Source organism: Azospirillum oryzae (genome assembly GCF_008364795.1).
GTDB classification, from domain to species: Bacteria; Pseudomonadota; Alphaproteobacteria; order Azospirillales; family Azospirillaceae; genus Azospirillum; species Azospirillum oryzae.
In genome coordinates this window covers 48014-71800 of record NZ_VTTM01000005.1, presented here as the reverse complement: position 1 = coordinate 71800, position 23787 = coordinate 48014, and the positions used below count along the sequence as shown (strand labels likewise).

Here is a 23787-nt window from a genome sequence, read left to right as displayed (position 1 = left end):
TCGGGCACAAAGCCATGATCTGGGAACTGTTGGTCATCGTCCTGCTGATCCTGCTCAACGCCTTCTTCGCGATGTCGGAGATGGCGCTGGTGTCGGCGCGCCGCGCCCGGCTTCAGCAGATGGCCGAGGAGAAAGGCGGCGCGGGTGCCCGCGTCGCGCTGGAGCTGTCGGAGGATCCGAGCCGCTTCCTGTCCACCGTGCAGGTCGGCATCAGCCTGACCGGCATCATCGCCGGCGCCTATGGCGGCTCCACCCTGGCCGAACGGCTCGGCGGCGTGCTGGACGAACAGGTCGCCTGGATCGCCCCCTATGGCCACACCGTCGCGTTTGTCCTGGTGGTCGCCGCCATCACCTATTTCTCCCTCATCATCGGCGAACTGGTGCCCAAGCGCGTCGCCTTGATCTCGTCGGAGCGGATCGCCGCCCTGGTCGCCGGCCCGATGCGGATGGTGTCGCGGCTGTCGGCCCCGGTGGTCTGGCTGCTCGGCGTGTCGAGCGACGCGGTGCTGAAGCTTCTGCGCCTGCCGACCTCGCGCGAGCAGACGGTGACGGAGGAGGAGGTCAAGACCCTGATCGCCGAAGGCACCCAGAGCGGCGTCTTCGAGCCGGCCGAACGCCAGATGATCGAGGGGGTGATGCATCTGTCCGACCGCACGGTGCGGTCGATCATGACGCCGCGTCCCGACCTGATCTGGCTCGACATCGACGACAGCCCCGATGCCATCGGCCGCGAGATCTGCGAAAGCGGCTATTCCCGCTTCCCGGTCTGCCGTGGCGACGTGGACGAGCTTCAGGGCGTCGTCGCGGCCAAGGCGCTGCTCGACCAGTCGCTGAAGGGGGTCGCCTTCGACGTGCGGGCGGCGATGGTCCAGCCGCTGGTCGTCCATGACGGCACGCCGGTCTTCCGCCTGCTCGACCTGTTCAAGCAGGCCAGCGTCCACATGGCGGTGGTGGTGGACGAGTACGGCAGCGTCGAGGGTCTGGTCACCATGACCGACATCCTGGAGGCGATCGCCGGCGAACTGCCCGACAGCAGCCACGAAGGCGACGCCGGCGCCGTCCAGCGCGAGGACGGCAGCTGGCTGGTCGACGGCATGACCCCGGTCGAGGAGGTCGAGGCGCTGGTCGGCGTCAAGAACATGAAGGGGGAGGGCGATTTCCACACCATCGCCGGCTTCCTTCTCGATCATTTCGGTCACGTTCCGACCGCGGCGGAGCATTTCCATTGGAACGGCATCCGTTTCGAGGTCGTCGACATGGACGGCCGCCGCATCGACAAGGTGCTGATCCAGCTGAACCCGGAGGTTTCGGAGGGGTAGGGTGGTGTTCCGGCCGAGTGCCCCCTCCCCATCCCTCCCCCACCTTTGGTGGGAGAGGGGGTAGAACGCTTGTCGGCGTGACATAATCGCGAAGCGGCGGCAGTCCCCTCTCCCGCGTGAGCGGGGGAGGGTTAGGGAGGGGGCAAGAGGTCTGAGGGGCATTCAGCGTGAAAACCCCCTCAATGCACCACCATCTCCCCGTCCCTGAACGCGCCCCCGAACGCCCCCTCATCCCCGTTCGTCGTCCGCACCGCCTCGACCAGATCGCGGACTTCCTCCGACAGGTCGTCGGCGTCCCAGCCATGGCCGTCGGCGCCGGCGACCACCAGCAGGCGCAGCGTGGTGCGCAGCAGGTCGCCGGCTTCCCAACCATTGGAGCGTTCGGCCTCGCGCGCCATGTGCAGCAGGCCGGTGGCGCAGTTCAGGACCTCGGGGTCGACCTTCATCGGGCGCTCCTCCACGCCCGTAAGGGCGAATATCGTTGGTCTTGCCAACAATAATTGGGCCGCGGCCCCGGCGTGTCAAACCTGTCCGTCCGGCTCCTCCAGCGGCGGGAGTCGGGAAACGAAACGACCCTTGACGCCCTGGGGCCATTGCTTGAACGGAACGATCCCGTCTTCGGTGGCGGCATAGGCGCGCAGATAGGCGGTCAGCGTCTCCACCGTCATCTCGTCCGGGGCGAAATCGCCCAGCACATAGCTCATACGGGAGGCGGAGCGCACGGCGACGGCGCAGGGGCGCCGGCAGCTCATCAGGCAGCGCATCGGCCGCAGCCGCACCTGTGCCGCCAGATCGGGACTGTCGGCCAGCGCCCGCACCATCAGCGCCACCAGTTCGGCCCCCGGCCGGACGGCTTCGGGCGGATCCTCCGGCCGGCGGCAGGTTTCGCAAACGACAAGCTCGACGGTCATGCTTGGGCTTTCAGAGATTGTCCGGGTCGTGGGGTTCGACAGCTAGAGGCCGGGTCGGGCGCTGTCAACGCGCTTGCACCTTGCCAAGCACCGGGAAACTCCCGACGATGCGGACCACCACAGACGACGGGCGGGAACGGCGGACGGGCATGAGCGCGAGGCAACGGATCGTCCGTGAACGCCGGCAATACAACCAGCTCGCCGCCGACCAGACGCTGGAGGACTACGCGCTCCGCTACACGGCGGAACGGGCGCGGCGGTGGAGCGCGTGGCGGGTCGCCAACACCGCGCTCGGCGCCATCTCCTTCCTGGCCTGCGAGGCGCTGGGCGCCGCCGTCACCCTGACCTACGGCTTCGAGAATGCCATGGCCGCCATCCTGGCGGTGGCGCTGCTCAGCATCCTGGTCGGGCTGCCGATCACCTACCATGCGGCGAAGGCCGGGGTGGACATCGACCTGCTGGCCCGCGGCGCCGGCTTCGGCTATCTCGGATCCACCATCACCTCGCTGGTCTACGCCTCCTTCACCTTCATCCTGTTCTCGATCGAGGCCAGCATCATGTCGGCCGGGCTGACCATGGTGCTGGGCATTCCCGCCTCGCTCGCCCATGTCATCAGTTCGCTGGCGGTGATCCCCATCGCCGTCTACGGCATCCGCTTCATCAGCCGCATGCAATGGGCGACGCAGCCGGTGTGGATCCTGCTGCAATGCGTGCCGCTGGCCTATTTCTTCCTGCTCGACCGCGAAACGCTGGCGCAATGGACCTCGCTGCCCGGCGTCTACGCCCCCGACGGCGGGCTGTCTCTGTTGCCCTTCGGCATGGCCGCCTCGGTCCTGCTGTCGCTGCTGCCGCAGATCGGCGAGCAGGTGGACTATCTGCGCTTCCTGCCCGCGCAGTCCCGCATCGGCAAATTGCGCTGGTGGACGGCGCTGCTGGCCGGCGGGCCGGGCTGGGTGGTGATCGGCAGCCTGAAGCTGGCGGCGGGGTCGCTGCTGGCCTTCCTCGCCATCAAGCACGGACTGGCGGTGGAGGACGCGGTGCAGCCAAACAGCATGTACCACATGGCCTTCCTCGACGTGTTCGGCTCCCCCGTCGCGGCGCTGGCGCTGACCGGCATCTTCGTCGTGGTCTGCCAGATGAAGATCAACGTCACCAACGCCTATGCCGGCTCCATCGCCTGGTCGAACTTCTTCTCCCGCCTGACCCGCAGCCACCCCGGCCGCGTCGTCTGGCTGGTGTTCAACGTGCTGCTGGCCCTGCTGCTGATGGAAATCGGCATCCTCGGCGTGATCGAGAGCATCCTCGGCCTCTATGCCAACGTCGCGGTGGGGTGGCTGGGGGCGGTCGCCGCCGATCTGGCCGTCAACAAGCCTCTCGGCTTCAGCCCGCCGGGGATCGAGTTCAAGCGCGCCCACCTCTACGACATCAACCCGGTCGGCACCGGCGCCATGGGCCTGTCGGTGCTGTGCTCCACCACCGCCTTCTTCGGGCTGCTGGGTCCGGTGGCCCAGGCGCTGGCCCCCTTCATCGGGCTGGTCGTCGCCTTCGCCGCCGCCCCGCTGATCGCCTGGAGGACGGGAGGCCGCTATTACATCGCCCGCAAGGCCGATCCCCTGCCCGGCGAGGGAGCCACCGTCCGCTGCTCGATCTGCGAGAACCAGTTCGAGCGGCCGGACATGGCCTTCTGCCCGGCATACGACGCGCCGATCTGCTCGCTCTGCTGCACGCTGGAGGCGCGCTGCCACGATCTTTGCAAGACCGACAGCCGCTTCGCCGACCAGATCGCCCGCAGCCTGCAGCGGATCCTGCCCAAGCGCATGGCCGCCGGGGTCCACACCCGCACCGGCCACTTCATCGGGGTGATGACGCTGTTCTCGCTGGTGCTGGGCGGGGTGCTGCTGGTCATCGACTTCCAGTACGCCAATGCCGACGCGGCGGAGCGGGCGGCGATCCACACCGCGCTGGTTACCGTCTTCGTCTGCCTGTTCATCCTGTCCGGCGTCGCCGCCTGGCTGCTGGTGCTGGCCCATGAAAGCCGCCGCAAGGCGGAGGAGGAGACCGGCCGCCAGACCGCCATGCTGATGGACGAGATCGCCGCCCACGAACGCACCGACGCCGCGCTCCAGAAGGCCAAGGAGGTGGCGGAGGCCGCCAACGCCGCCAAGAGCCGCTACATCATCGGCGTCAGCCACGAAATCCGCGCGCCGCTGAACGCCATCTCCGGCTATGCCCAGCTTCTGGAGAGCAACAGCACCCAGCGCCCGCAGGACGCCGTCCGCGTCATCCGCCGCAGCGCCGAGCATCTGTCCAACCTGATCGACGGGCTGCTCGACATCTCCAAGATCGAATCGGGCCTGCGCCGGCTCAGCCGCGACAAGGTGCAGCTGATCGACTTCCTCGACCAGCTGGCAGACATGTTCCGCATCCAGGCATCGGCCAAGGGGCTGGAGTTCCGCTATGCCCGCGTGCCGCACCTGCCGGTCTGGGTCCACACCGACAGCAAGATCCTGCGCCAGATCCTCATCAACCTGCTGTCGAACGCGGTGAAATACACCGAGAGCGGCCATGTCGCCCTGACCGTCCGCTACCGAAGCCAGATCGCCGAGTTCGAGATCGCCGACAGCGGCATCGGCATCCGCGCGGAGGATCTCGACCGCGTCTTCGAACCTTTCGAGCGCGGGCGGGGCGCGGCGGTGCGGGCGGTGGCCGGTACCGGGCTCGGCCTGACCATCACGCGGGTGCTGACCCGGATCATGGGCGGCGACATCGCGGTGCGCAGCGAAGCCGGGCGGGGCAGCGTCTTCACCGTCCGCCTGCTGCTGTCGGAAGCCATGCTGCGGCCGGGCGAGCAGGTGGAGCGCCGCGCCATCACCGGCTATGCCGGGCCGCAGATCACCATCCTGCTGGCCGACGACGACCGCGACCATCTGGCGCTGATGACCGACATCCTGCGTCCGCTGGGATTCGTGCTGTTCACCGCGTCGGACGCCGCCTCCTGCCTGGAGCTGGCGGCGCAGTGCAAGCCCGACGTCGCCATGCTCGACATCTCGATGCCCGGCGAGAGCGGCTGGGACGTGGCGGAGGAGCTGCGCCGCCAGTTTGCCGACCGTATCCGCATCATCATGGTGTCGGCCAACGCCTACGAGGCACAGGGACCGGGCGACGGCCGGGCGCCGCATGACGCCTTCGTCGCCAAGCCCATCGAGATCCACGCAGTGCTCGACCGCTTGCAGGCGCTGACCGGGCTGGAGTGGATTCATGCGGTGGAAAAGCCGGCGGAACCGCTTGCCCCGCCGCCCGCGCCGGCCGATCAAACCCCCGAGCCATCCAATCAAACGCCATCCAATCAAACGCCGTCCAATCACCCGCCGGAGTCGGCGCTGCGTCATCTCGACGACCTGCGCCAGCTCGGCCGGATCGGCTATATTCGCGGGATCGAGGCCAAGCTGCGCGAGATCGAGGCGGAGGATGCCGCCGCCCTGCCTTTCGTCGAGCGGCTGCGAACGCTGGTGCGCGCCTTCGACCTGAAAGGCTATATGCGTGCGGTGGAAGAGGCGGCGGCGCAGCGCGACGCCGCACAGGACCAAGACGATCGGGCGGAAGATGATCTGGAAGAAGACGGGGCCGTGACGGGATGAAGCGCCGCGACATGATCCTGGTGGTGGACGACACCCCCGACACGCTGGGATTCCTGACGGAGGCCATCGAACAGGCCGACCTGACCGTGCTGGTCGCCGTCGACGGCGAAAGCGCTCTCGATCTGGTCGGCCAGATCACCCCGGACCTGATCCTGATGGATGCGGTGATGCCCGGCCTCGACGGCTTCGAGACCTGTCGGCGGCTGAAGCAGATCCCCCACCTGTCGCACATCCCCGTCATCTTCATGACCGGCCTCAGCGACACCGAACATGTGGTGAAGGGGCTGGAGGCCGGCGGCGTCGACTACGTCACCAAGCCGATCGTGGTGGACGAGCTGATCGCCCGCATCCGCGTCCATCTGACCAACGCCCGCGTCGCCTACGGCGCCCGCGCCGCGCTCGACGCCACCGGCCGCTTCCTGCTGGCGACCGACGGGGAGGGCAGGCTGCTGTGGTGCACCCCGCAGGCGGAGCGGCTGCTCGGCGGCCTGCTGCCCGGCCCCGACGGCGTGCGCCCCGAAGCGGCATCCTCCCTGGCCGCCGGTCTGGTCCGGCTGCGCCGGACCTCATCCCCCGGCGCCTCGGCGGAGACCTTCACGCTGGACCTGCCGGACGGCGAGGGGGTGCGGCGGCTGGAATTCACCTATCTCAGCCCGGCCAACCCCGACGAGTACCTGTTCCGCCTCAGCGAGCCGACCGCCGGACGGCAGGAGGCGATCCTGCGCGACGCCCTCGGCCTGACCGCCCGCGAGGCGGAGGTGCTGCTGTGGATCGCCAACGGCAAGCCCAACCGCGACATCGGCGAGATCCTGGGCATCAGTCCGCGCACGGTGAACAAGCATCTGGAACAGGTCTTCGCCAAGCTGGGGGTGGAAAACCGTGCCTCTGCCGCCGCGCTGGCGATCCGCACCCTGGCCGCGCGGGCCTGAAGGCGGCGAAGGCGTGGTGGGGGAGGCGCGTCATTCAGACCTCGACGGTCTGCGGGCCGCCCCGTCCGGCGATGATGTGGTTCATGATGCAGGTCATCACCGGCTCGCCGCGCTGGTTCACCGTGGTATAGGCCAGCCGCACCGTGCCGCGCCCGCCGCGGCGCGACGGGATGGTCTCCACCACCTCCACCCGGGCGCGGATGGTGTCGCCGGGCCGCACCGGCCGCAGCCAGCGCAGCTCGTCCATGCCGGACCCGCCCAGGCTGGTGCCGGTGATGATGCCGGTGTCGCGGATCAGCCGGAAGGTCAGCGACAGGGTGTGGAAACCGCTGGCGATCAGCCCCTGGAACGGCCCGTCGGCCGCCGCCGCCGCGTCCATGTGGAAGGGCTGCGGGTCGAAGCGCAGGGCGAAATCCATGATCTGGCTGTCGGTCAGGGTCGCCCCTTCCGATTCGATCACGTCACCGATGCGGAAATCCTCGAAATAGCGGCCGGCCATCGTATCGATTCTCCCTGGTCCCGGATTATCCTTGCCGCAAGAGAGTAGCCCGCCCGATCCATCCGGCAAAGGGCAGGGACGGCCGCGGCCGGGGCATAGGCCCTACGGCGTAAACCATTGGCGTAATTCGCATTCCGGTCGTGATGGGGCATGTTCCCGGTCGGATTCCAGACCATCGACGGACGGATGTCACCAAACCCAGCGCAAACTTCCTCCACCCCGTCGCCATTCCGTTGCGTCGTGTTTTCGGTTGCCGGCCGGGCGCTGGCGCTGCCGGTCGGGTCCGTGCGGCGTTTTTTGCCGTTGCCGCGTCTCGACCGGCTGCCGACGGCGCCGCTGCCGGTGGAGGGCGTTTTCCGCTATCAGGGGGAGGTGGTGCCGGTCCTGCGCCTGGACGTGCTGCTGGATCTGGCCGGTGAGGGCGCCGAGCCGAACCTCTATTCGCCGCTGTTTCTCGTCACCTGGCAGGGGCGGCCGGCGGCGCTGCTGGCCGACCGGGTCCATGGCGACACCGTGGTCGATCCCGCCGAGCGCACGCCCTCCGATCCGGCGCTGACCTTCAACGGCTGTGCCGTCGGCGCCTTTCCGGACCGGGTGACCGGCCGCGGCGGCACCGTGACCCTGCTCGACCCCGACCGGCTGCTCAGCGAGGCGGAAGGCCGGCTGCTCGACGCCTTCCGTGCCGTGGCGGAACGACGGTTGGCCCAGTGGCGGCACTCTCAGGACGCGGCCTCTTCCGCGGACGGTGCAGCATGATGCCGAACGCCGTCGCCGCCGGGATCGAGGCGATCCGCCGCGATCCGAATTTCCTGCGCCTGAAGTCGATGGTGATCGACGCCACCGGGCTCGCCTATTACGCCGACAAGGATGCAGCCTTCGCCGAGCGGATCAACCGCCGGCTGCCCTTCGGCCGCGTCACCACGGTCGGCGGTTATCTCGCCGCGTTGGAGGCGGAAGGTCCGACCGGCGCCGAATATCAGGGCCTCATCAACGAGCTGGCGGTGGGGGAGACCTTCTTCTTCCGCTACATCGAGCAGTTCGATGCGCTGCGCGCCGTCGCCATCCCCGAATGCCTGCGCCGCAACCAGTCGAGCCGCCTGCTGCGGATCTGGAGTGCCGGCTGCTCCATCGGGCCGGAGGCCTACACGCTCGAAATCCTGCTGAAGCAGCATTTCGCCGCCCAGCTGGAAGGCTGGCAGGTCCACATCGTCGGCACCGACATCAACGGCGCCTTCCTGGAACAGGCGCGGCGCGGCGCCTATGGCGACTGGGCGGTGCGCGGCCTGTCGCCGGATACGCTGGAGGCCTGTTTCGACCGCCAGGACAAGCTGTGGTCGGTCAAGCCGAAATACCGGCAATGGACCAGCTTCATGCCCTTCAACCTCGTGGATGGGGCGATCCCCTCCTATCCGCACGGGATCGGGCATTTCGACATCATCCTGTGTCGCAACGTCATGATCTATTTCGACGAAGCGACGCGGCACCGGCTGCTGGGCAACCTGCACAAGGCGCTGGCCGACGGCGGCTGGCTGGTGGTCGGCCATGCCGAGGCCGGTCCGCAGATGAACGAGCTGTTCATACCGGTCTCGGTTCCCGGCGCCACCCTCTACCGCAAGCAGGCCGAACCGGCGGCCCCGGCCGCGGCGGATCGCCGCCCGTCCCACGGTCCGGCAGCGGCGGCGCCGGCCCCCGTGCTCAAGTCACGCCGCGCGACCGGACCGGCGCCGGAAGCCGCGCCCGATCCCGCCCTTCGCCGCGGCCCGCGCTCGCGCAGGGCCGCGCCGGCGGCGACGCCTCCCGCCGCACCCACCCCGCCGGACGCCGCCGAGACCAACGAGCGTTCGACCGTTCTGGAAGGCTGTCTGGCCCGGGTGGAGGCGAACCGGCTGGACCCCGGCGCCCATTACCAGCTGGGTCTGGTGGAGGAGGAACTGGGCGTCGGCGACCCGGTGGCGGCCTTCAAGCGCGCGCTGTATCTCGACCCGCGCTTCGTTCTGGCCGACTATCATCTGGCGCTGGCCTATTGGCGGCGCGGCCGGCTGGTCCCGGCGCAGCGCCATTTCCGCAATGCGCGTGAGGCGCTGGAGAACCGTCCCGACGACGAAGCGGTGACGGAGGGCGGCGGCCTGACCGTACAGGAATTGCGCGGCATGCTGGACCTCTGGCTGACCGGTGAGGAGGGGTGATGGACGACACGCTTGCCGGGGCCGGCGCAGGATTGGCGGCGGGGATGGTGACCGGGGCGGCGGGTGCCGCACCGCTCATCGCCGCTCTGGAAAGCGCCTCTCCCGACCGCGCCGCCGCCCGTGCGGCCGCCCAGGCCGCCATCGACTGGGACGAGGTGCACGGGAAGCTGGCCCGCCGCACCGCCGACATGGAGGCGACCTTCGCCGGCCACGGCCCATGGGCCGACGCGGTGCTGGCCCGCCGGGCCGAGGAGCTGGCCGAAATCCCGCAACTCCATGGGGAGGAGAGCGCCGGCGTCCCGATGCTGGTCGCCCGCGGGGCCGAAACGCTCTATGGGCTGGAACTGCGCCATCTCGGCCATATCGTGCCGATGCCGCGGCTGGCCCGCGTGCCGGGGGCGCCGCCCGCCGTGCTGGGGGTGATCGCCGTCGCCGGCCGGGTGATGCGGCTGTTCGACCTCGACCGGCTGTGCAATGGCCCGTCCGCCGGCCTGTCCGCCGCTCTTTCCAGGACCGGGGCCGAGACCGATCCGTCCGGCTACGCCGTCGTGCTGCGCACCGGGGCGGGCCGCCCGGCGGCACTGCGGGTGCGGGAGGTGGAGCGGGTGTCCGACATCGTGCCGCCCCGCACCGCCGCCCCGACGGAGGCCGGCCCGCTGGTCAGGGCCATCGCCGCCGACCGCATGGCGATCCTGGACATGGCGGCGTTGCTCGACCTCGTGAAGACCTGAAATCGACCGATCCACCTGAAGAGCCGTCCGGGGCTGGAGTCCAAGAATGAACATGAAAGTCGCGCACAAGCTGGTCCTGGGATTCGGCGTCGTCTGTGTTCTGACGGCGCTGCTGGCGCTCTATCAGATGTCGCGCTTTTCCGACGCGCTTGACGTCATCATGGCGGTGTCGACCTATGACAACGAGGCCGCCGACATGGTGACGGATGTCGGCAACATGCAGGCGGAGCTGCGCAGCACGCGCGAGACGGCGCTGAACGCCGTGTCCATCGCCAATGCCGAAGGGCGGGTCGCCGAGATCCCGGCCCTGCTGGCGCCGCTGCGCCGCCATTACGACGAGGTCGGCGCCCAGTTGCGCGACCGGCTGGGCCAGCTGCGGGCGATGGTGGCGGAGCGTGCCTCCACCGGCGTGACCGACAGCCGCCGCCGAGGCTGGGTCGAGCTGGACACCGCGGTGAACGAGATGGCCCGCGCCATCGCCATGGTCGGCGACGAGGCGCGGACGATCTACACCATGCTTGAACGCAACCAGATCGCCGAGGCGCTGCTGCGCCGCCAGCGGGTGGACGAACTGCGCAAGAACATGGAGGCGCGGATCGACCAGGCCCAGACCGCCATCGACCACCTGACCAAGGCCGGCCGCGCCGACATCCGGTCGATCTACAACACCGCCATCCAGTCCTCGATCATCGCGCTGGTCGTCGTCTTCCTGATCGCGGTGGCGGTCGCCTACCTGATCGGCAGCTCGATCACCCGGCGGCTCGGCCGCGCCATCGACTTCGTCACCAGGGTGGGCCACGGCGACCTGACGCAGGAGATCGCCATTGCCGGCAAGGACGAGCTGGCCATCCTCGGCCAGCATCTGAACGAGATGGCCGGCCGGCTGAAGTCGATGGCCCGCACCACCCGCGAGACGGCGGAGAGCGTCCACGCCGCCACCGCCCAGATCCGCGCTTCGACCCAGCAGCAGTCGGCCAGCGTCGCCGAACAGCTGGCGGCGGTGGAGCAGACCACGGCGACCCTGTCGGAGATCACCGAATCCGGCGCCCAGATCAACCGCCGCGCCCAGGACGTCTCGCACGGCGCCCAGACGGTGGCGGCCTCCAGCCATTCCGGCATGAAGGCGGTGGACGACACCATCCAGGCGATGGACGCCATCCGCGAACAGGCGGAGGCGGTGGCCGAGAACATCGTCATGCTGTCCGAGCGCACCCAGGCGATCGGCGAGATCATCGTGACGGTCAACGACATCGCCGAGCGCTGCCACCTGCTGGCGCTGAACGCCGCCATCGAGGCGGCGGCGGCCGGCGAGCATGGCCGCACCTTCTCCATCGTGGCGGGCGAGATCAAGAGCCTCGCCGACCAGTCGAAGGAGGCGACCGCCCAGGTCCGCTCCAACCTGTCGGAGATCCAGCACGGCATCAACGCCTCGGTCATGCTGACGGAGGAGGCGGTGAAGCGCGTCGCCGCCGGCAAGCGCCAGACCGACGCCACCCAGTCGACCATCCGCACCATGGCGGAGAACATCCAGGAGAGCGTTCTCGCCTTCCAGCAGATCGTCGCCGGCACCAACCAGCAGCAGATCGGCCTGGAGCAGGTGATCCAGGCGCTGCAGAACATCCGCGAGGCCAGCAGCCAGACCGCCGCCGGCACCCGCCAGCTGGAAGGCGCCGCCGCCAACCTGAACAACCTCGGCCAGGGCCTGGTCGAGGCGGTGCGGAATTATCGGGTGTGACGATGCGCCGCCGAAGCCACTATTCCCCCTCTCCCCCCCGGGGAGAGGGTCGGGGTGAGGGGGATGCATTGCGTGGTGTCGTTGGGGAGCCGATGCTGCGCGATCCTTGCCAATCCTCGCCGTGTGTCCCCCTCACCCTAACCCTCTCCCCGCTTTCGGCGGACCTATGGTCCGCCTGCCGCGTCAGCGCAAACGAAGTTTGCGCTGACGCGGGGGGGAGAGGGGATTCCGCTCCCGCCCGGAGCCCCTGATGGACATCCGCCAGCGCCTGCTCGCCGCCTTCGACCTGGAGCACAAGGACCACCTCGCCGCGATCCGTAACGCGCTCCGCGATGCGGAGGCGACGGGCGACGCGCCCGATCTCGTCGACATCCACCGGCGCGCCCACAGCCTGAAGGGCGCCGCCCGCGCCGTCGACCTGCCGGAGGTGGAGGCGATTTCCCACCGGCTGGAAGCCGCCTTCATCGCCGTGCAGAAGGGTGAGATCCCGCTCGACGCCGCCAATGTCGGCGTGTTCCGCCGCGCGCTCGACGCCATCGAGGATCTGGTCGCCTGGTCGCTCCAGGGCGGCGGGGAGGTGGAGACGGCCGGCGTGCTCGCCGACCTCGACGCGCTGGCCGCCGGCGGCCATGGCCGCTCTCCGGCCCCGGCTCCCGCTCCGGCATCTCCCGTCCGCACAGCCGGGAGCCGGCCTCCACGCCAGCGCGAGCGCACCGTCGACGCCGATTCCGCCGCCCTGGTCCGCATCGCCGCCCAGGGGCTGGAGCGTTTGTCGGAAACCGCCTCGGCCCTGTTGCCGGAGGTGGAGGCGCAGGCCGGGCTCGGCGAGCAGCTCCGCGCGATGCGGCAGGAATGGCGGGCGCTCGACCGCGCATGGCGGCATCTGCGCGTGCAGCTCGGTCGCGGCGCCCGGCCGGAGGCCCGGCCGGAGGATGGAGCCGAAACGCTGGACGGCCGCGGCGCGCTGCCCGCCCTGATGGCTTTCGAACGGCGCTTCCGCGCGCTCGGCGGCGCGCTCGACAGCGCGCACCGCAGCCATGACCGGCTCTTGTGGTCGATGCGGCGCTGGGGCGGCGGCTTCCAGCAGGACATGCGGCGCCTGCGCATGCTGCCGGCGGAAAACCAGCTGAGCGGCCTCGGCCGCATGGTCCGCGACATCAGCCGGGCCGAGGGCAAGGAGGTCGAGGTCGACGTCCGCGGCCTGGAGGTGGAGGCCGACCGCAACGTCCTGCAGCGGCTGAAGGACCCCATCCTCCACATCGCCCGCAACGCCATCAGCCACGGCATCGAAACGCCGGCGGAACGGCTGGCGCTGGGCAAGCGGCCGGCGGCGCGCGTCACCATCGCCGCGTCGGTGGAGGGGGCCCGCCTGCACCTGCGCATCGAGGACGACGGCCGCGGGCTGGACCGCGCGGCGATCCTGCGCAAGGCGGCCGAACGCGGCCTGATCGACGCCGACGAGCTGTCGTCCGGTGAGGAGATGCCGCTGGAGCGGTTGACCGAGTTCCTGTTCCACCCAGGATTCTCCACCGCGTCGCGCACCACCGAACTGGCGGGGCGCGGCATGGGGCTGGCCATCGCCCGGCGGGAGGTGGAGCGGCTGCAGGGCAACCTGACCATCGCCGACCGGCCGGAGGGCGGCACTGTCGTCACCATCGAGGTGCCGCTGAGCCTGCTCAGCCAGCGTCTGGTCTTCGTCGCCGTGCAGGACCAGATCCTGGCGATTCCATCCGCCGACGTGGTCCGGCTGCGCAATGCCACGGCCGAATCGCTGTTCTCCGGCGTCGGCACGCCGATGATCCGCATCGGCGAGGAGGAGACGCCCGTCACCTCGCTGGCCGCCCTGCTGGGGATGGAGGCGCCGGTGGTGCCCACCGCCGAACGCTCGCTGGCCCTGGTGGTCGTCCGCGCGGCCGACCGGCGGCTGGCGCTGGCGGTCGACCGCTTCGTCGCGACGCGCGAGACGGTGGTGACGGCGGCGGAGGAGACCGGGCTCGACAGCGGCCGCTATCTCGGCACCGTGCTGATGGACGATGGCGGGCCGGCGCTGGTGCTGAACATCTCCGGCCTGATGCCGCTGCCCGGCAGCGTCCTGCCGCCCCCGGCACGCCCGGCGGAAGAGGTTACCCCTGCCCGGGCGCATATCCTGGTCGTCGATGACAGCATCACCACCCGCACGCTGGAAAAGAGCATCCTCGAAGCCCATGGTTATCGGGTGACGCTGTGCGTGGACGGGCGCGAGGCCCTGGAGCGCCTTTCCGAAGGGATGGAGGTTGGCCTGATCATCAGCGACGTCGAGATGCCCCGGATGGACGGTTTCGCCCTGCTGCAGGCGGTGAAGGCCGACAAGCGGCTGGAGGAGATCCCGGTGATCCTCGTCACCTCGCGCGCCAGCGACGAGGACCGCGAGCGCGGCCTGCGGCTGGGGGCGGACGCCTACATCGTCAAGACGCGGTTCGACCAGAACGAGCTTCTGGCCGGCATCCGGCGGCTGCTGTGAGCGGCGCGGCGCACTCCGGACCTCCCACCGTCGGAAACCGTCGTATCCGCGTGCTGGTGGTCGAGGACAGTCCGGTTATCCAGCAGCTTCTCAGCCACGTCATCGGCGCCGATCCTCGGCTGGAGGTGGCGGGCATCGCCTCCAGCGGCGAACAGGCCCTGCGCATGATCGAGAAGAACGCCCCCGACGTGGTGTCGCTCGACATCCGCCTGCCGGGCATCGACGGCTTCGAGGTGACCAGCCGCATCATGCGGCAGACCCCGCTGCCGATCGTCGTGGTGGCGTCCGACGTGCGCGACCTCGACATCCCCATGCGGGCGTTGCAGGCCGGCGCGCTGGCGGTGGTGGAGAAGCCGGGCAGCATGGCGCGCGCCGACTACCAGACGGTGGCGCATCATCTCTGCACCCAGCTGGTCATCATGAGCCAGGTGAAGGTCATCCGCCACCGCATCACCGCGCGGGGCGCGCGTTCCTACAGCGCCCCCGGCGAAACCCCATCCCCGGACGGCCGCCTGCCCGAGGCGGCGGTGACGGCCGACGGCCGCGTCCGCCGCTTTCGCGGGCTTGGCCTCGTCGCCTCCACCGGCGGGCCGGCGGCGCTGGCGAAAGTCCTGAAGGAGCTGCCGGCCGGCTTTCCGCTGCCGGTCTTCGTGGTCCAGCATATGGGCGCCCCCTTCATGGAGGGCTTCGCCAACTGGCTGGGCACCGTCTCCCCGCTGCCGGTGCAACTGGGCGAGGCGGGGGTGAAGCCGCGGCCCGGCACGGTCTATGTGGCGCCGGGCGACCGGCACATGCTGGTGGACAACGGCGCCATCGGCCTGTCCGGCGACCCGGCGGTGTGCGGCCAGCGCCCGTCGGGCGAGGTGCTGTTCCAGTCGATGGCGCGCGCCTATGGCGCCTCCGGCATCGGCGTGCTGTTGACCGGCATGGGAGAGGACGGAGCGAGGGGGCTGGTGGACATGCATCGGGTGGGGGCCTACACCATAGCCGAACATGCCTCCACGGCGGTGATCCATAGCATGCCGGGCACCGCCGTGCGCCTGGGCGGCGCGGTGGAGGAACTGCCTCTCGACCGGGTGGCCGGACGGCTGCTGCAACTGACCTCCGACGAGAAGATGGCGCCATGAACGGACTCCGCAGCCTGGTGGTCATGGGTTCCCAGACGCAGGGGCTTCTGATGAAGCTTCTGCTGGAGGAACGCGGCGTCGAGACCGTCTGCGTCGAAGGCGTGGAGCCGGCCCTGGCCGAGATCGCCGGCAATTCGCAGGACCTGCTGATCGTCGAGGGCGACCTTGCCGGCCCCACCGGCCTTGCCGACCTGCGCGCGCGCAGCGACGCCGCCGTCATGGTGCTCGGCCGCGGCGACGGCGAGCACGACCCCTCCGACCCCAAGGCGCTGGTGGAGGAGGCCTGCGCGCTGTTGGAGCGGCGCAGCGCCCCGCCGACCGTGCCGGAGATCTTCCGCCGCGCCCGCATCCTGATCGTCGACGACAGCGCGACCTACCGCGAGTTCCTGCGCGCCGAACTGGAGCAGGAGGGTTGTACCGTCACCGCCGCGCGCAACGCCGACGAGGCGGTGGCGGCGCTGGCCGGCGGCGGGCTGGATTGCGTCATCCTCGACCTCGTGATGCCGGGCACCAGCGGCACCCAGCTCTGCGAAAGATTCGACAGGTTCCGGCGCCAGCGCGGCCTGTTCTTCCAAATCGTCATCCTGACCAGCCAGGATGACGAGGAACAGCTGATGATCAGCCTGAACGCCGGCGCCGACGATTTCGTCGGCAAGGCGCAGGAGATGGATGTCCTGAAGACCCGGCTTATGGCACTTCTGCGCCGCAAATACTTCGTGGAGGACCATCTGATGCGGTTGCCGCGGCTTGCACCTTCCGCATAGGAAGGGAGTAGAGCCATCGTGTGATTTCGGAAGCCGGCTTGTCCGTTTATTCTCTGCGGGCTTTTCGAAACTGTCCGACGGTCCGACCGGTGCCCATGGCGATCAGCCTTCAGCCGTTCCACGACACCCCGATCCCCAGCGACACCGATGTGAGAGACTCCGACGCGATGCACCGATCTTCGGCCACCCCAATGTCTCCGACCGATCTGCGCTATCGCGAGTGTCTCGACAACGCGCGGCGCGTCTGCGCGGCCGGGACGGTGCCGACGATGCTGGTGATCGGCGGACCGGAGATGGCCGCCGTCCGCTGCAACGAGGCTCTGGCCTCTTTGCTGAACCACCCGCGCGCCGCCATCCGTGACGAGAGCGGGCCGACCCTGCTGCCCGGCGGCTGGACGGCGGTGGCCGACGCGTTGCGCCCGCTCTACGGGATGAAAGGCACGGACGGCCCGGCCGCGCCGCCCGACGGCGCCCCGCTGCAGTTGCCGACCGAGCCGCCGCTGAGCCTGCACGCCACGCCGCTGCTGGTCGACGGCCGCGTGGTGGGGGTGCTGGCGACGGCGACGCTGGACGGCGCCATCGCGCAGCTGGCGGAAACCATGCGGGCGGAGGTGGCGCGCACCACGGCGGCGCGCTCCCGCTTCCTGGCCTCGGCCAGCCACGATTTGCGCCAGCCTTTCCAGGCGATGCGCCTGTTCCTCGACGCCCTGACCACCCAGGTGGAGGGCAACGCGCGGGCGACCCGCACCGCCGGCATGCTGGCCAACGCGATGACGGCGGGCGAGCAGCTTCTGAACGCCCTGCTCGACATCTCGACGCTGGACGCCGGCACGGTGGAGGCCGACCTGCAGCCGGTGTCGCTCGACGCGATGCTGCAGTCACTGGCCGAGGAATTCCGTCCCCAGGCGGAGGAAAAGGGCCTGCGCCTGCGCGTCCATCTGCCCTGCCGGGCGGTTACCCGCAGCGACCCGGTCCTGCTCGGCCGCATAGTCCGCAACCTGCTGGCCAACGCCATCCGCTACACCCAGCGCGGCGGCATCCTGCTGGGATTGCGCAAGCGCGACGGGCAATGGCGGATCGAGGTGTGGGACACCGGCTTCGGCATTCCGCAGGACAAGCTGGACGTCATCTTCGACGAGTTCCACCAGCTGACCAACCCGGCCCGCGACCCGACGCGCGGTCTCGGCCTCGGCCTCGCCATCGTGCGGCGCCTTTCGGTTCTGCTGAGCGCGCCCATCGACGTGCGGTCGCGTTCCGGCCGCGGCTCGGTCTTCGCCGTTACCGTCGACCGCCTGGAGGGGGAGGAGGCGCTCGCCGACACCCCGTCCGCGACGGCCTTGGCCGACCAGGGGGCGGCGGTGCCGCTGGACGGCATGCGCATCCTGGTGGTGGACGACGACAGCATGGTCCTGTCCGGCCTGCTGCTGACCCTGGAAAGCTGGGGCTGCGCCTTCGTCTCCGCATCCAACATGCGCGAGGTGTTCGCCGCGGTCGATGGGCTGGAAGGTCCGCCCGACGCCATCCTGACCGACCTGCGCCTGCCGGGAAAGGTCTCCGGCTTCGACGTGATCGACCGCGTGCGCAAGCTGTTCAAGGCCGACATCCCCGCGGTTGTCCTGACCGGCGAGACCGCGCCGGAATCCCTGCTGGAAGGCCAGCGCCGCGGCTGCGCCTTCCTGCACAAGCCCCTCCACCCCGGCGACCTCCGCCGCGTGCTGGAGGAGGTGCGGCGGGACGGGACGGCGGGCTGCTGAGCGCGCGCTCCACCAGTCCCTGGCTGGTACGGATCAGGTCAGCCGACTTGCCGCCGCAAGCAGCCTGTCCAGGATTTCCAGCGCTTCGGAAATGGCTTCCGGCGATGGAGGCAGAGATTCATCCTCCGGCGGATAGCGATACTCCGTGGCTCAGGAGGTGAACGGCCGGCACCGGTCGAGGTCCGTGGTCAATGCCGGAAACAGTGGCACAGTAATCGACGCGAGTTCGTCAAGGTCGTGAACCTTGCGAAAGCTGATACCGGAAGCCACGAGCAGCCCCTTCATCAGCTTCTCGGCGGCCTGCTGGCAATGGTAGGCGGCATTTCCCAATGACGGTGGGTCCATGGCAAGACAGGCCTGCGCCACCCGCCGATCCTCTGCGGCAACCTTCCACCAGCGTCGTGCTTCTTCCAGCGTCGCCGAGCGGTCAGTGTCGCTCATAGACGACCACCCCTTCCCGGTCGGCAATGTTGGAAAGCGACCCGGCCACGCCGCGTTTGCGCTCGAAGACCGAAGCGCGGCAGGCGACGATGTCGACTGCCCGGTGATAGGTCCTGCGGGCCTCGTACTTGCTTTGCCAGGACAGCCGTTCCGGCGGCGTGTCGTCCTCGACGATCACGAACAGGTCATAGTCGCTGTCGTCCCCGGCATCGCCCCGCGCCTGCGATCCGAACAGGATCACCTTCCGCGGCTGGAAATGGGCGATGACCGGGCGAAGCAGGTCGTCCGGCACCGTCGGCACGGGAAGATGGCTGTCTCGGTCGGCGCCCTGCATATCGTCCCCTCTGAAGCGATGGCAGTCTAGCAGGCCCGCACCGCTCCCCTCAATCCCGCCCATCAATCCCGGGGCGGGCTCTGCAGGTACAGCACCAGCAGCCGCACCAGGCTTTCCAGCGCGTTCGCATGGATGCGCTCGTAGCCGTGCGAGGCGTCGATGCCGAAGCAGACCAGCGCCGTGCGGATGTCGTTGCCGGCCTCGATGGCCGACGCGCTGTCGCAGCGGTAATAGCGGAAGACGTCGCGCTGGTGCGGGATGTTCTGCGCCTGGCACAAGGTCAGCAGGGAGTGGGTCAGCGCCATGTCGAACGGGCCGGTGCTGTCGGCCATGGCGATGGTGACGCCATATTCGCTGCTGTTCTGGCCGGGGGCGGTGGTGCCGTTGTCGATGGTCACCATCTCCGCCACGTCCTGATGCAGGATCGAGGAGGCGCCCGACCCGACCTCTTCTGAGATCGTGAACAGCAGGTGGCAATCCACCGGCAGGGCGGCCCCGGCATCGACCACCGCCTTCGCCGCGCCCAGCATCACCGCCACCCCCGCCTTGTCGTCGAGATGGCGGGAGACGATGTAGCCGTTCTCCAGGAACTCCGGCTGCGGGTCGATGGCGACGATGTCGCCGATGTTGAAGCCGCGTTCCTCCAGATCCTGCCGGCTGGCGACCGGCGCGTCGACGCGCAGTTCCACCTGCTGCCAGGTCACCGGCTGGGTGTCGACCTCCTTGTTGAAGGTGTGGCCCGATGCTTTCAGCGGCAGGATGGTGCCGCGCCACGGACCACGGTCGGTCAGCACGGTGCAGCGCGCCCCCTCGGCGAAGCGCGACGACCAGTGGCCGATGGGCACCAGCTCCATCCGGCCATTGTCCTTCAGCATCTTCACCTGGGCGCCCAGCGTGTCGACATGGGCGACCAGCGCCCGGTCGGGACTGGACCGAACGCCCTTCAGGTCGGCGCGGATGGCGCCGCGCCGCGTCAGCTCGTAATGGATGCCCATCCGCTCCAGCTCGGCACAGCACAGCCGCACCACGTCGGTGGTGTATCCGGTCGGGCTGGGCGTGGTCAGCAGCCGGTAGAGGATGTCGGTGACATAGCCCATATCGATGGGCAGCGGCACGGCCATGGTCGGTTTTTCCTCCTGCTGAAGTCCCTCTCTTCCCGCGAATATCCCCTCTCCCCGGGGGGAGAGGGGGGCCTACAGCACCCCCCGCGTCTGGGGAAACAGCAGGTCGACGAAACGTTCCGCCGTCGGCTGCGGTTCGTGGTTGGCGAGGCCCGGCCGCTCGTTCGCCTCGATGAACACGTAACCCGGCCGGTCGGGCGAATCGACCAGCAGGTCGAACCCCACCACCGGGATGTCCAGCGCGCGGGCGGCCACCGTCGCCACCTCCACCAGTTCCGGGTGCAGGCTGTCGGTCACGTCGTGGATCGTCCCGCCGGTGTGCAGGTTCGCCGTCTTGCGCACCGGCAGCACCTCGCCGGCCGCCAGCACGTCGTCCAGGCTCTTGCCGGCGGCGGCGAGGCAGCGCTCGGTCTCCGCGTCCATCGGAATGTGGCTTTCGCCGCCGGTGGCGGCGGCGCGGCGGCGGCTCTGCGCCTCGATCAGTTCGCGCACCGTGTGGCTGCCGTCGCCGGTGACCTCGGCCGGCCGGCGCACCGCGGCGGCCACCACCTTCTTGTCGATGACGATAATCCGCAGATCCTGCCCCTCGCAGAACTGCTCCAGCAGCACCGTGTCGCAATGCTGGCGGGCCGCCGCGACGGCGCGCTCCATCGTCTCGGCGTCGCGCACATCCACCGTGATGCCGCGTCCCTGCTCGCCGCGCGCCGGCTTGACCACGATTCGGCCATGCGTCGCCAGGAAGGCGGCGTTCTCCTCCGCGCTTCCCGCCACCGCCTGGGCCGGCACCTTCAGCATGGCGCGTTCCAGCACGCTGCGCGTCACCGCCTTGTCGTCGCAACGGCTCATCGCGACGGCGCTGGTCAACTCGCTCAGCGATTCGCGGCAAACCACGCTGCGGCCGCCCCAGGTCAGGCAGAAATAGCCGGCCTCGGCATCCAGCACATCGACGCCGATGCCGCGCCGCCGCGCCTCATTGACGATGATGGTGGCATATGGGTTCAGCTGCTCGCCCGGCTGCGGGCCGGTGAACAGCCGCTCGTTGATCGGGTTCCTGGTCTTCAGCGCGAAGGCCGGGATGCGGCGGAAATTCAGCTTCTCGTACAGCGCGATGGCGTTCTCGTTGTCATGCAGCACCGACAGATCGAGAAAGGCCCGCCCGCGCGCCTGGACATGCTCCGCCACCGTGCGGACCAGCGTCTCGCCGATCCCCGGAAACGACGCCTGCGGATCGACCGCCAGGCACCACAGCGAACTGCCGTTCTCCGGATCGCCATAGGCATGGGCGTGATCGACCGCCGTCACCGATCCGATCACCTCGCCGGTGGCATCGTCGCAGGCGACGAAATGGGTCAGCACCCGGCTGTTGCGCGACGCCACCAGGAAGGAGGAGGAGACCGGCACCATCCGCCGTCGGGCATAGATGCGCTGCACCCCCTCGGCATCCTCGCGCGTGCGCAGCCGGCGGACGCTGTAGCCCTTCGGCCGCCGCCGCGACGGCCGGTAGTCGGTCAGCCACAGGCGGAAGGTGTGGGAGGGATCGAGGAACAGCTCCTGCGGCGCGCGCGACAGGGCGACATGCGGGTCCTGCAGATAGAACACGATGTCGCGGGTGCCCGGCGTCTCCTGCCGCAACGTCTCGATCATGCGGTCGAGATCGTCGAAGGTGTGGGCGAAGATCAGCCGGCCCCACCCGCAATCCACCACCACGTCGGCGCGCGGCGCGTCGGCCTCGGTCTCTCCGGCCGGCGGACGGCCGGTATAGCGCCGGGTGTGGCGCAGGGTGGCGCTGGCGGCGCGTTCCAGCCGGTGCGGTTTCACGCGGGCGTAGCTCATGGGTTCCCCCTGGTCGTCGGATGCGGCTCCACGCATTGGCAACATCCGGGGGCGCGGATCGGTCCCGCGCCCGGACGTGCCGGCAGAGCGTCTGTCGTTTTGAGGCGCCTGCTTACAGGCCCTGTTCCTGGAACCAGAATTCCAGCAGAGCCACCTGCCACAGCTTCGACCCGCGCAGCGGCGTGATGTGGCTTTCCGGATCGGCCAGCAGCCGGTCGAGATACGCGCGCCGGAACAGGCTGCGTTCGCGGGCCGACGGGGCGTTCAGCACGTCCCGCACCCGCTCCAGGAAGGGGCCGCGCAGGTACTTCAGCGCCGGCACCGGGAAATAGCCCTTCGGCCGGTCGATCACCGCCGCCGGCACCACGCGCCGCGCCGCTTCCTTCAGGACGTATTTGCCGCCCTCCGGCAGCTTCATCTCCGCCGGGATGCGGGCGGCCAGCTCCACCAGTTCATGGTCGAGGAAGGGCACGCGCGCTTCCAGCCCGGCGGCCATGGTCATGTTGTCGACCCGCTTCACCGGGTCGTCCACCAGCATGACGGTGGTGTCGAGCCGCAACGCCTTGTCCACCGGCCGGTCGGCGCCGGGCATGGCGAAGCGCTGCTCCAGCCAGCGGCGGGAATGGTCCTCGCCGACCAGCCGCGGGTCCAGCGCCTCCGCCATCTCCGCCTGATCGCGGTCGAAGAAGACGCGGGCGTAATCGCCGACGGCGTCGCGGCTCGCCAGCAGCGGCGGATACCAGTGATAGCCGCCGAACACCTCGTCGGCGCCCTGGCCCGACTGCACCACCTTCACCTGCTTCGCCACCTCCTGCGACAGCAGGAAGAAGCCGATGTTGTCGTGGCTGACCATCGGCTCGGACATCGCGCGGACGCAGTCGGTCAACTCCGGCAGGGCGCGGGCGCTGTCGACGAAGATGCGGTGGTGGTCGGTGCCGAAATGCTTGGCGACGATGTCGGAATACTGGAACTCGTCGCCGCGCTCGTCGCCGACCGTCTCGAAACCGATGGAGAAGGTCTTCAGTCCGCTCTGCCCGTTCTCGGCCAGCAGCGCGGTGATCAGCGAACTGTCGAGCCCGCCCGACAGCAGCACGCCCACCGGCACATCCGCGACCAGCCGGCGGCGCACCGCGCGGGTCAGCGTTTCCAGCACCAGTTCGCGCCAGTCGGCGAAACTGCGGCCCTCGTCGCCGGACTGCGGCCCGAAGGTCAGCGACCAGTAGCTGTGCTCGCGCCGGGTGCCGTCCGGCTCGACGATCATGACCGTGGCGGGGGGCAGCTTCCGCACGCCTTTCAGGATCGTATAGGGCGCCGGGACGACGGCGTGGAAGCTCATGTAATGGTGCAGCGCCACCGGATCGACATCGGTGTCGATCCCGCCCGATGCCACCAGGGCGGGCAGGGTGGAGGCGAAGCGCAGGCCGCCGGGAATGTCCGCCAAGTACAGCGGCTTGATGCCCAGCCGGTCGCGGCCCAGCACCACCCGGCCGCTGTCGCGCTCAAAGATGGCGAAGGCGAACATGCCGTTCAGGCGCTTGACGAAATCGGGCCCCCAGGCGTGATAGGCCTTGATCAGGACCTCGGTGTCGCCCTCCGAGAAGAAGCGGTAGCCAAGCCCGACCAGTTCCTCGCGCAGATCCCGGTGATTGTAGATGCAGCCGTTGAAGACGATGGCGAGCCCCAGGGCCGCATCCACCATCGGCTGTTGTGATGCCTCGCTGAGATCGATGATCTTCAGCCGGCGATGTCCGAAGGCGACGCGCCCATGGGCGAACAGGCCGTGGCCGTCCGGCCCGCGCGGTGCCAGCCTGTCGCACATGGCCTGGACCGCCACCGTGCTGGCCGCCTCGCCGGTCTTGAAACGAATTTCACCACTCAGTCCGCACATCGGCTGTCGAGCCTCCTCGTTGGTTCAGGACGAAGGGGCGCTCGACCCGCAAGAAGGGCCAAACACCGGGGGCGCCG

At 69.5% G+C, this 23787-nt stretch carries 19 protein-coding genes; 11 read left to right on the top strand and 8 right to left on the bottom strand.

Features of this window, described 5'->3' with window-relative positions; translation table 11 throughout:
• Positions 1-14 precede the first annotated feature (14 nt).
• Positions 15-1319, top strand: coding sequence for a hemolysin family protein (locus FZ938_RS15760; RefSeq protein ID WP_149199444.1), 1305 nt, complete (start codon positions 15-17; stop codon positions 1317-1319).
• Between the two features lie 179 nt (positions 1320-1498).
• Here FZ938_RS15760 and FZ938_RS15755 read toward each other — a convergent pair whose 3' ends face one another.
• Both FZ938_RS15755 and FZ938_RS15750 read right to left on the bottom strand, forming a co-directional pair.
• Positions 1499-1765, bottom strand: a complete 267-nt coding sequence (locus FZ938_RS15755; RefSeq protein WP_149199443.1) for a hypothetical protein — start codon at positions 1763-1765, stop codon at positions 1499-1501.
• A gap of 75 nt (positions 1766-1840) precedes the next feature.
• Positions 1841-2230, bottom strand: coding sequence for a DUF1636 domain-containing protein (locus FZ938_RS15750; RefSeq protein WP_149199442.1), 390 nt, complete (start codon positions 2228-2230; stop codon positions 1841-1843).
• 107 nt (positions 2231-2337) lie between these two features.
• Between FZ938_RS15750 and FZ938_RS15745 the strand changes: the two genes are divergently transcribed.
• Positions 2338-5868, top strand: a complete 3531-nt coding sequence (locus FZ938_RS15745; RefSeq protein ID WP_246799038.1) for a hybrid sensor histidine kinase/response regulator — start codon at positions 2338-2340, stop codon at positions 5866-5868.
• Positions 5865-6797, top strand: a complete 933-nt coding sequence (locus FZ938_RS15740) for a response regulator (protein WP_149199441.1) — start codon at positions 5865-5867, stop codon at positions 6795-6797. The genes FZ938_RS15745 and FZ938_RS15740 overlap by 4 nt, the downstream gene beginning before the upstream one ends.
• Before the next feature lie 34 nt (positions 6798-6831).
• On the opposite strand, the gene FZ938_RS15735 is transcribed toward FZ938_RS15740, so the two are convergent.
• Positions 6832-7296 (bottom strand): MaoC family dehydratase, encoded by a 465-nt coding sequence (locus tag FZ938_RS15735; protein ID WP_109156784.1) that lies wholly within the window; start codon positions 7294-7296, stop codon positions 6832-6834.
• Positions 7297-7446: 150 nt separating this feature from the next.
• Between FZ938_RS15735 and FZ938_RS15730 the strand changes: the two genes are divergently transcribed.
• The 8 genes from FZ938_RS15730 to FZ938_RS15690 all read left to right on the top strand — a co-directional run bounded on the left by FZ938_RS15730 (position 7447) and on the right by FZ938_RS15690 (position 18093).
• Complete coding sequence (locus FZ938_RS15730) at positions 7447-8052, top strand: CheW domain-containing protein (protein ID WP_149199440.1); 606 nt, start codon at positions 7447-7449, stop codon at positions 8050-8052.
• The gene (locus FZ938_RS15725; protein ID WP_149199439.1) at positions 8049-9482 is read left to right on the top strand and encodes a CheR family methyltransferase; all 1434 of its coding nucleotides are present in this window, start codon (positions 8049-8051) and stop codon (positions 9480-9482) included. The genes FZ938_RS15730 and FZ938_RS15725 overlap by 4 nt, the downstream gene beginning before the upstream one ends.
• Positions 9482-10213 carry a chemotaxis protein CheW gene (locus tag FZ938_RS15720; RefSeq protein ID WP_149199438.1) on the top strand — a complete coding sequence of 244 codons (732 nt, stop codon included), beginning with the start codon at positions 9482-9484 and terminating at the stop codon, positions 10211-10213. The genes FZ938_RS15725 and FZ938_RS15720 overlap by 1 nt, the downstream gene beginning before the upstream one ends.
• Before the next feature lie 46 nt (positions 10214-10259).
• Positions 10260-11948 carry a methyl-accepting chemotaxis protein gene (locus tag FZ938_RS15715; protein ID WP_149199437.1) on the top strand — a complete coding sequence of 563 codons (1689 nt, stop codon included), beginning with the start codon at positions 10260-10262 and terminating at the stop codon, positions 11946-11948.
• A 250-nt stretch (positions 11949-12198) separates the two neighbouring features.
• Complete coding sequence (locus tag FZ938_RS15705) at positions 12199-14448, top strand: hybrid sensor histidine kinase/response regulator (RefSeq protein WP_149199436.1); 2250 nt, start codon at positions 12199-12201, stop codon at positions 14446-14448.
• A gap of 50 nt (positions 14449-14498) precedes the next feature.
• Complete coding sequence (locus tag FZ938_RS15700; RefSeq protein WP_174757463.1) at positions 14499-15575, top strand: chemotaxis protein CheB; 1077 nt, start codon at positions 14499-14501, stop codon at positions 15573-15575.
• Positions 15572-16339 (top strand): response regulator transcription factor, encoded by a 768-nt coding sequence (locus FZ938_RS15695; RefSeq protein ID WP_149199435.1) that lies wholly within the window; start codon positions 15572-15574, stop codon positions 16337-16339. Before FZ938_RS15700 ends, FZ938_RS15695 begins: the two co-directional genes overlap by 4 nt.
• A 95-nt stretch (positions 16340-16434) precedes the next feature.
• Positions 16435-18093 (top strand): ATP-binding response regulator, encoded by a 1659-nt coding sequence (locus FZ938_RS15690; protein ID WP_149199434.1) that lies wholly within the window; start codon positions 16435-16437, stop codon positions 18091-18093.
• Positions 18094-18243: 150 nt separating this feature from the next.
• Here FZ938_RS15690 and FZ938_RS15685 read toward each other — a convergent pair whose 3' ends face one another.
• The 5 genes from FZ938_RS15685 to FZ938_RS15665 all read right to left on the bottom strand — a co-directional run bounded on the left by FZ938_RS15685 (position 18244) and on the right by FZ938_RS15665 (position 23710).
• Positions 18244-18534, bottom strand: coding sequence for a HEPN domain-containing protein (locus FZ938_RS15685; protein ID WP_149199433.1), 291 nt, complete (start codon positions 18532-18534; stop codon positions 18244-18246).
• Complete coding sequence (locus FZ938_RS15680; RefSeq protein ID WP_149199432.1) at positions 18521-18868, bottom strand: nucleotidyltransferase family protein; 348 nt, start codon at positions 18866-18868, stop codon at positions 18521-18523. The genes FZ938_RS15685 and FZ938_RS15680 overlap by 14 nt, the downstream gene beginning before the upstream one ends.
• Before the next feature lie 62 nt (positions 18869-18930).
• The gene (locus FZ938_RS15675; protein ID WP_174757462.1) at positions 18931-19989 is read right to left on the bottom strand and encodes an osmoprotectant NAGGN system M42 family peptidase; all 1059 of its coding nucleotides are present in this window, start codon (positions 19987-19989) and stop codon (positions 18931-18933) included.
• A gap of 72 nt (positions 19990-20061) precedes the next feature.
• Positions 20062-21822, bottom strand: coding sequence for an N-acetylglutaminylglutamine synthetase (gene ngg, locus FZ938_RS15670; RefSeq protein ID WP_149199431.1), 1761 nt, complete (start codon positions 21820-21822; stop codon positions 20062-20064).
• A 112-nt stretch (positions 21823-21934) separates the two neighbouring features.
• Complete coding sequence (locus tag FZ938_RS15665; RefSeq protein WP_149199430.1) at positions 21935-23710, bottom strand: N-acetylglutaminylglutamine amidotransferase; 1776 nt, start codon at positions 23708-23710, stop codon at positions 21935-21937.
• Between the last annotated feature and the right edge of the window lie 77 nt (positions 23711-23787).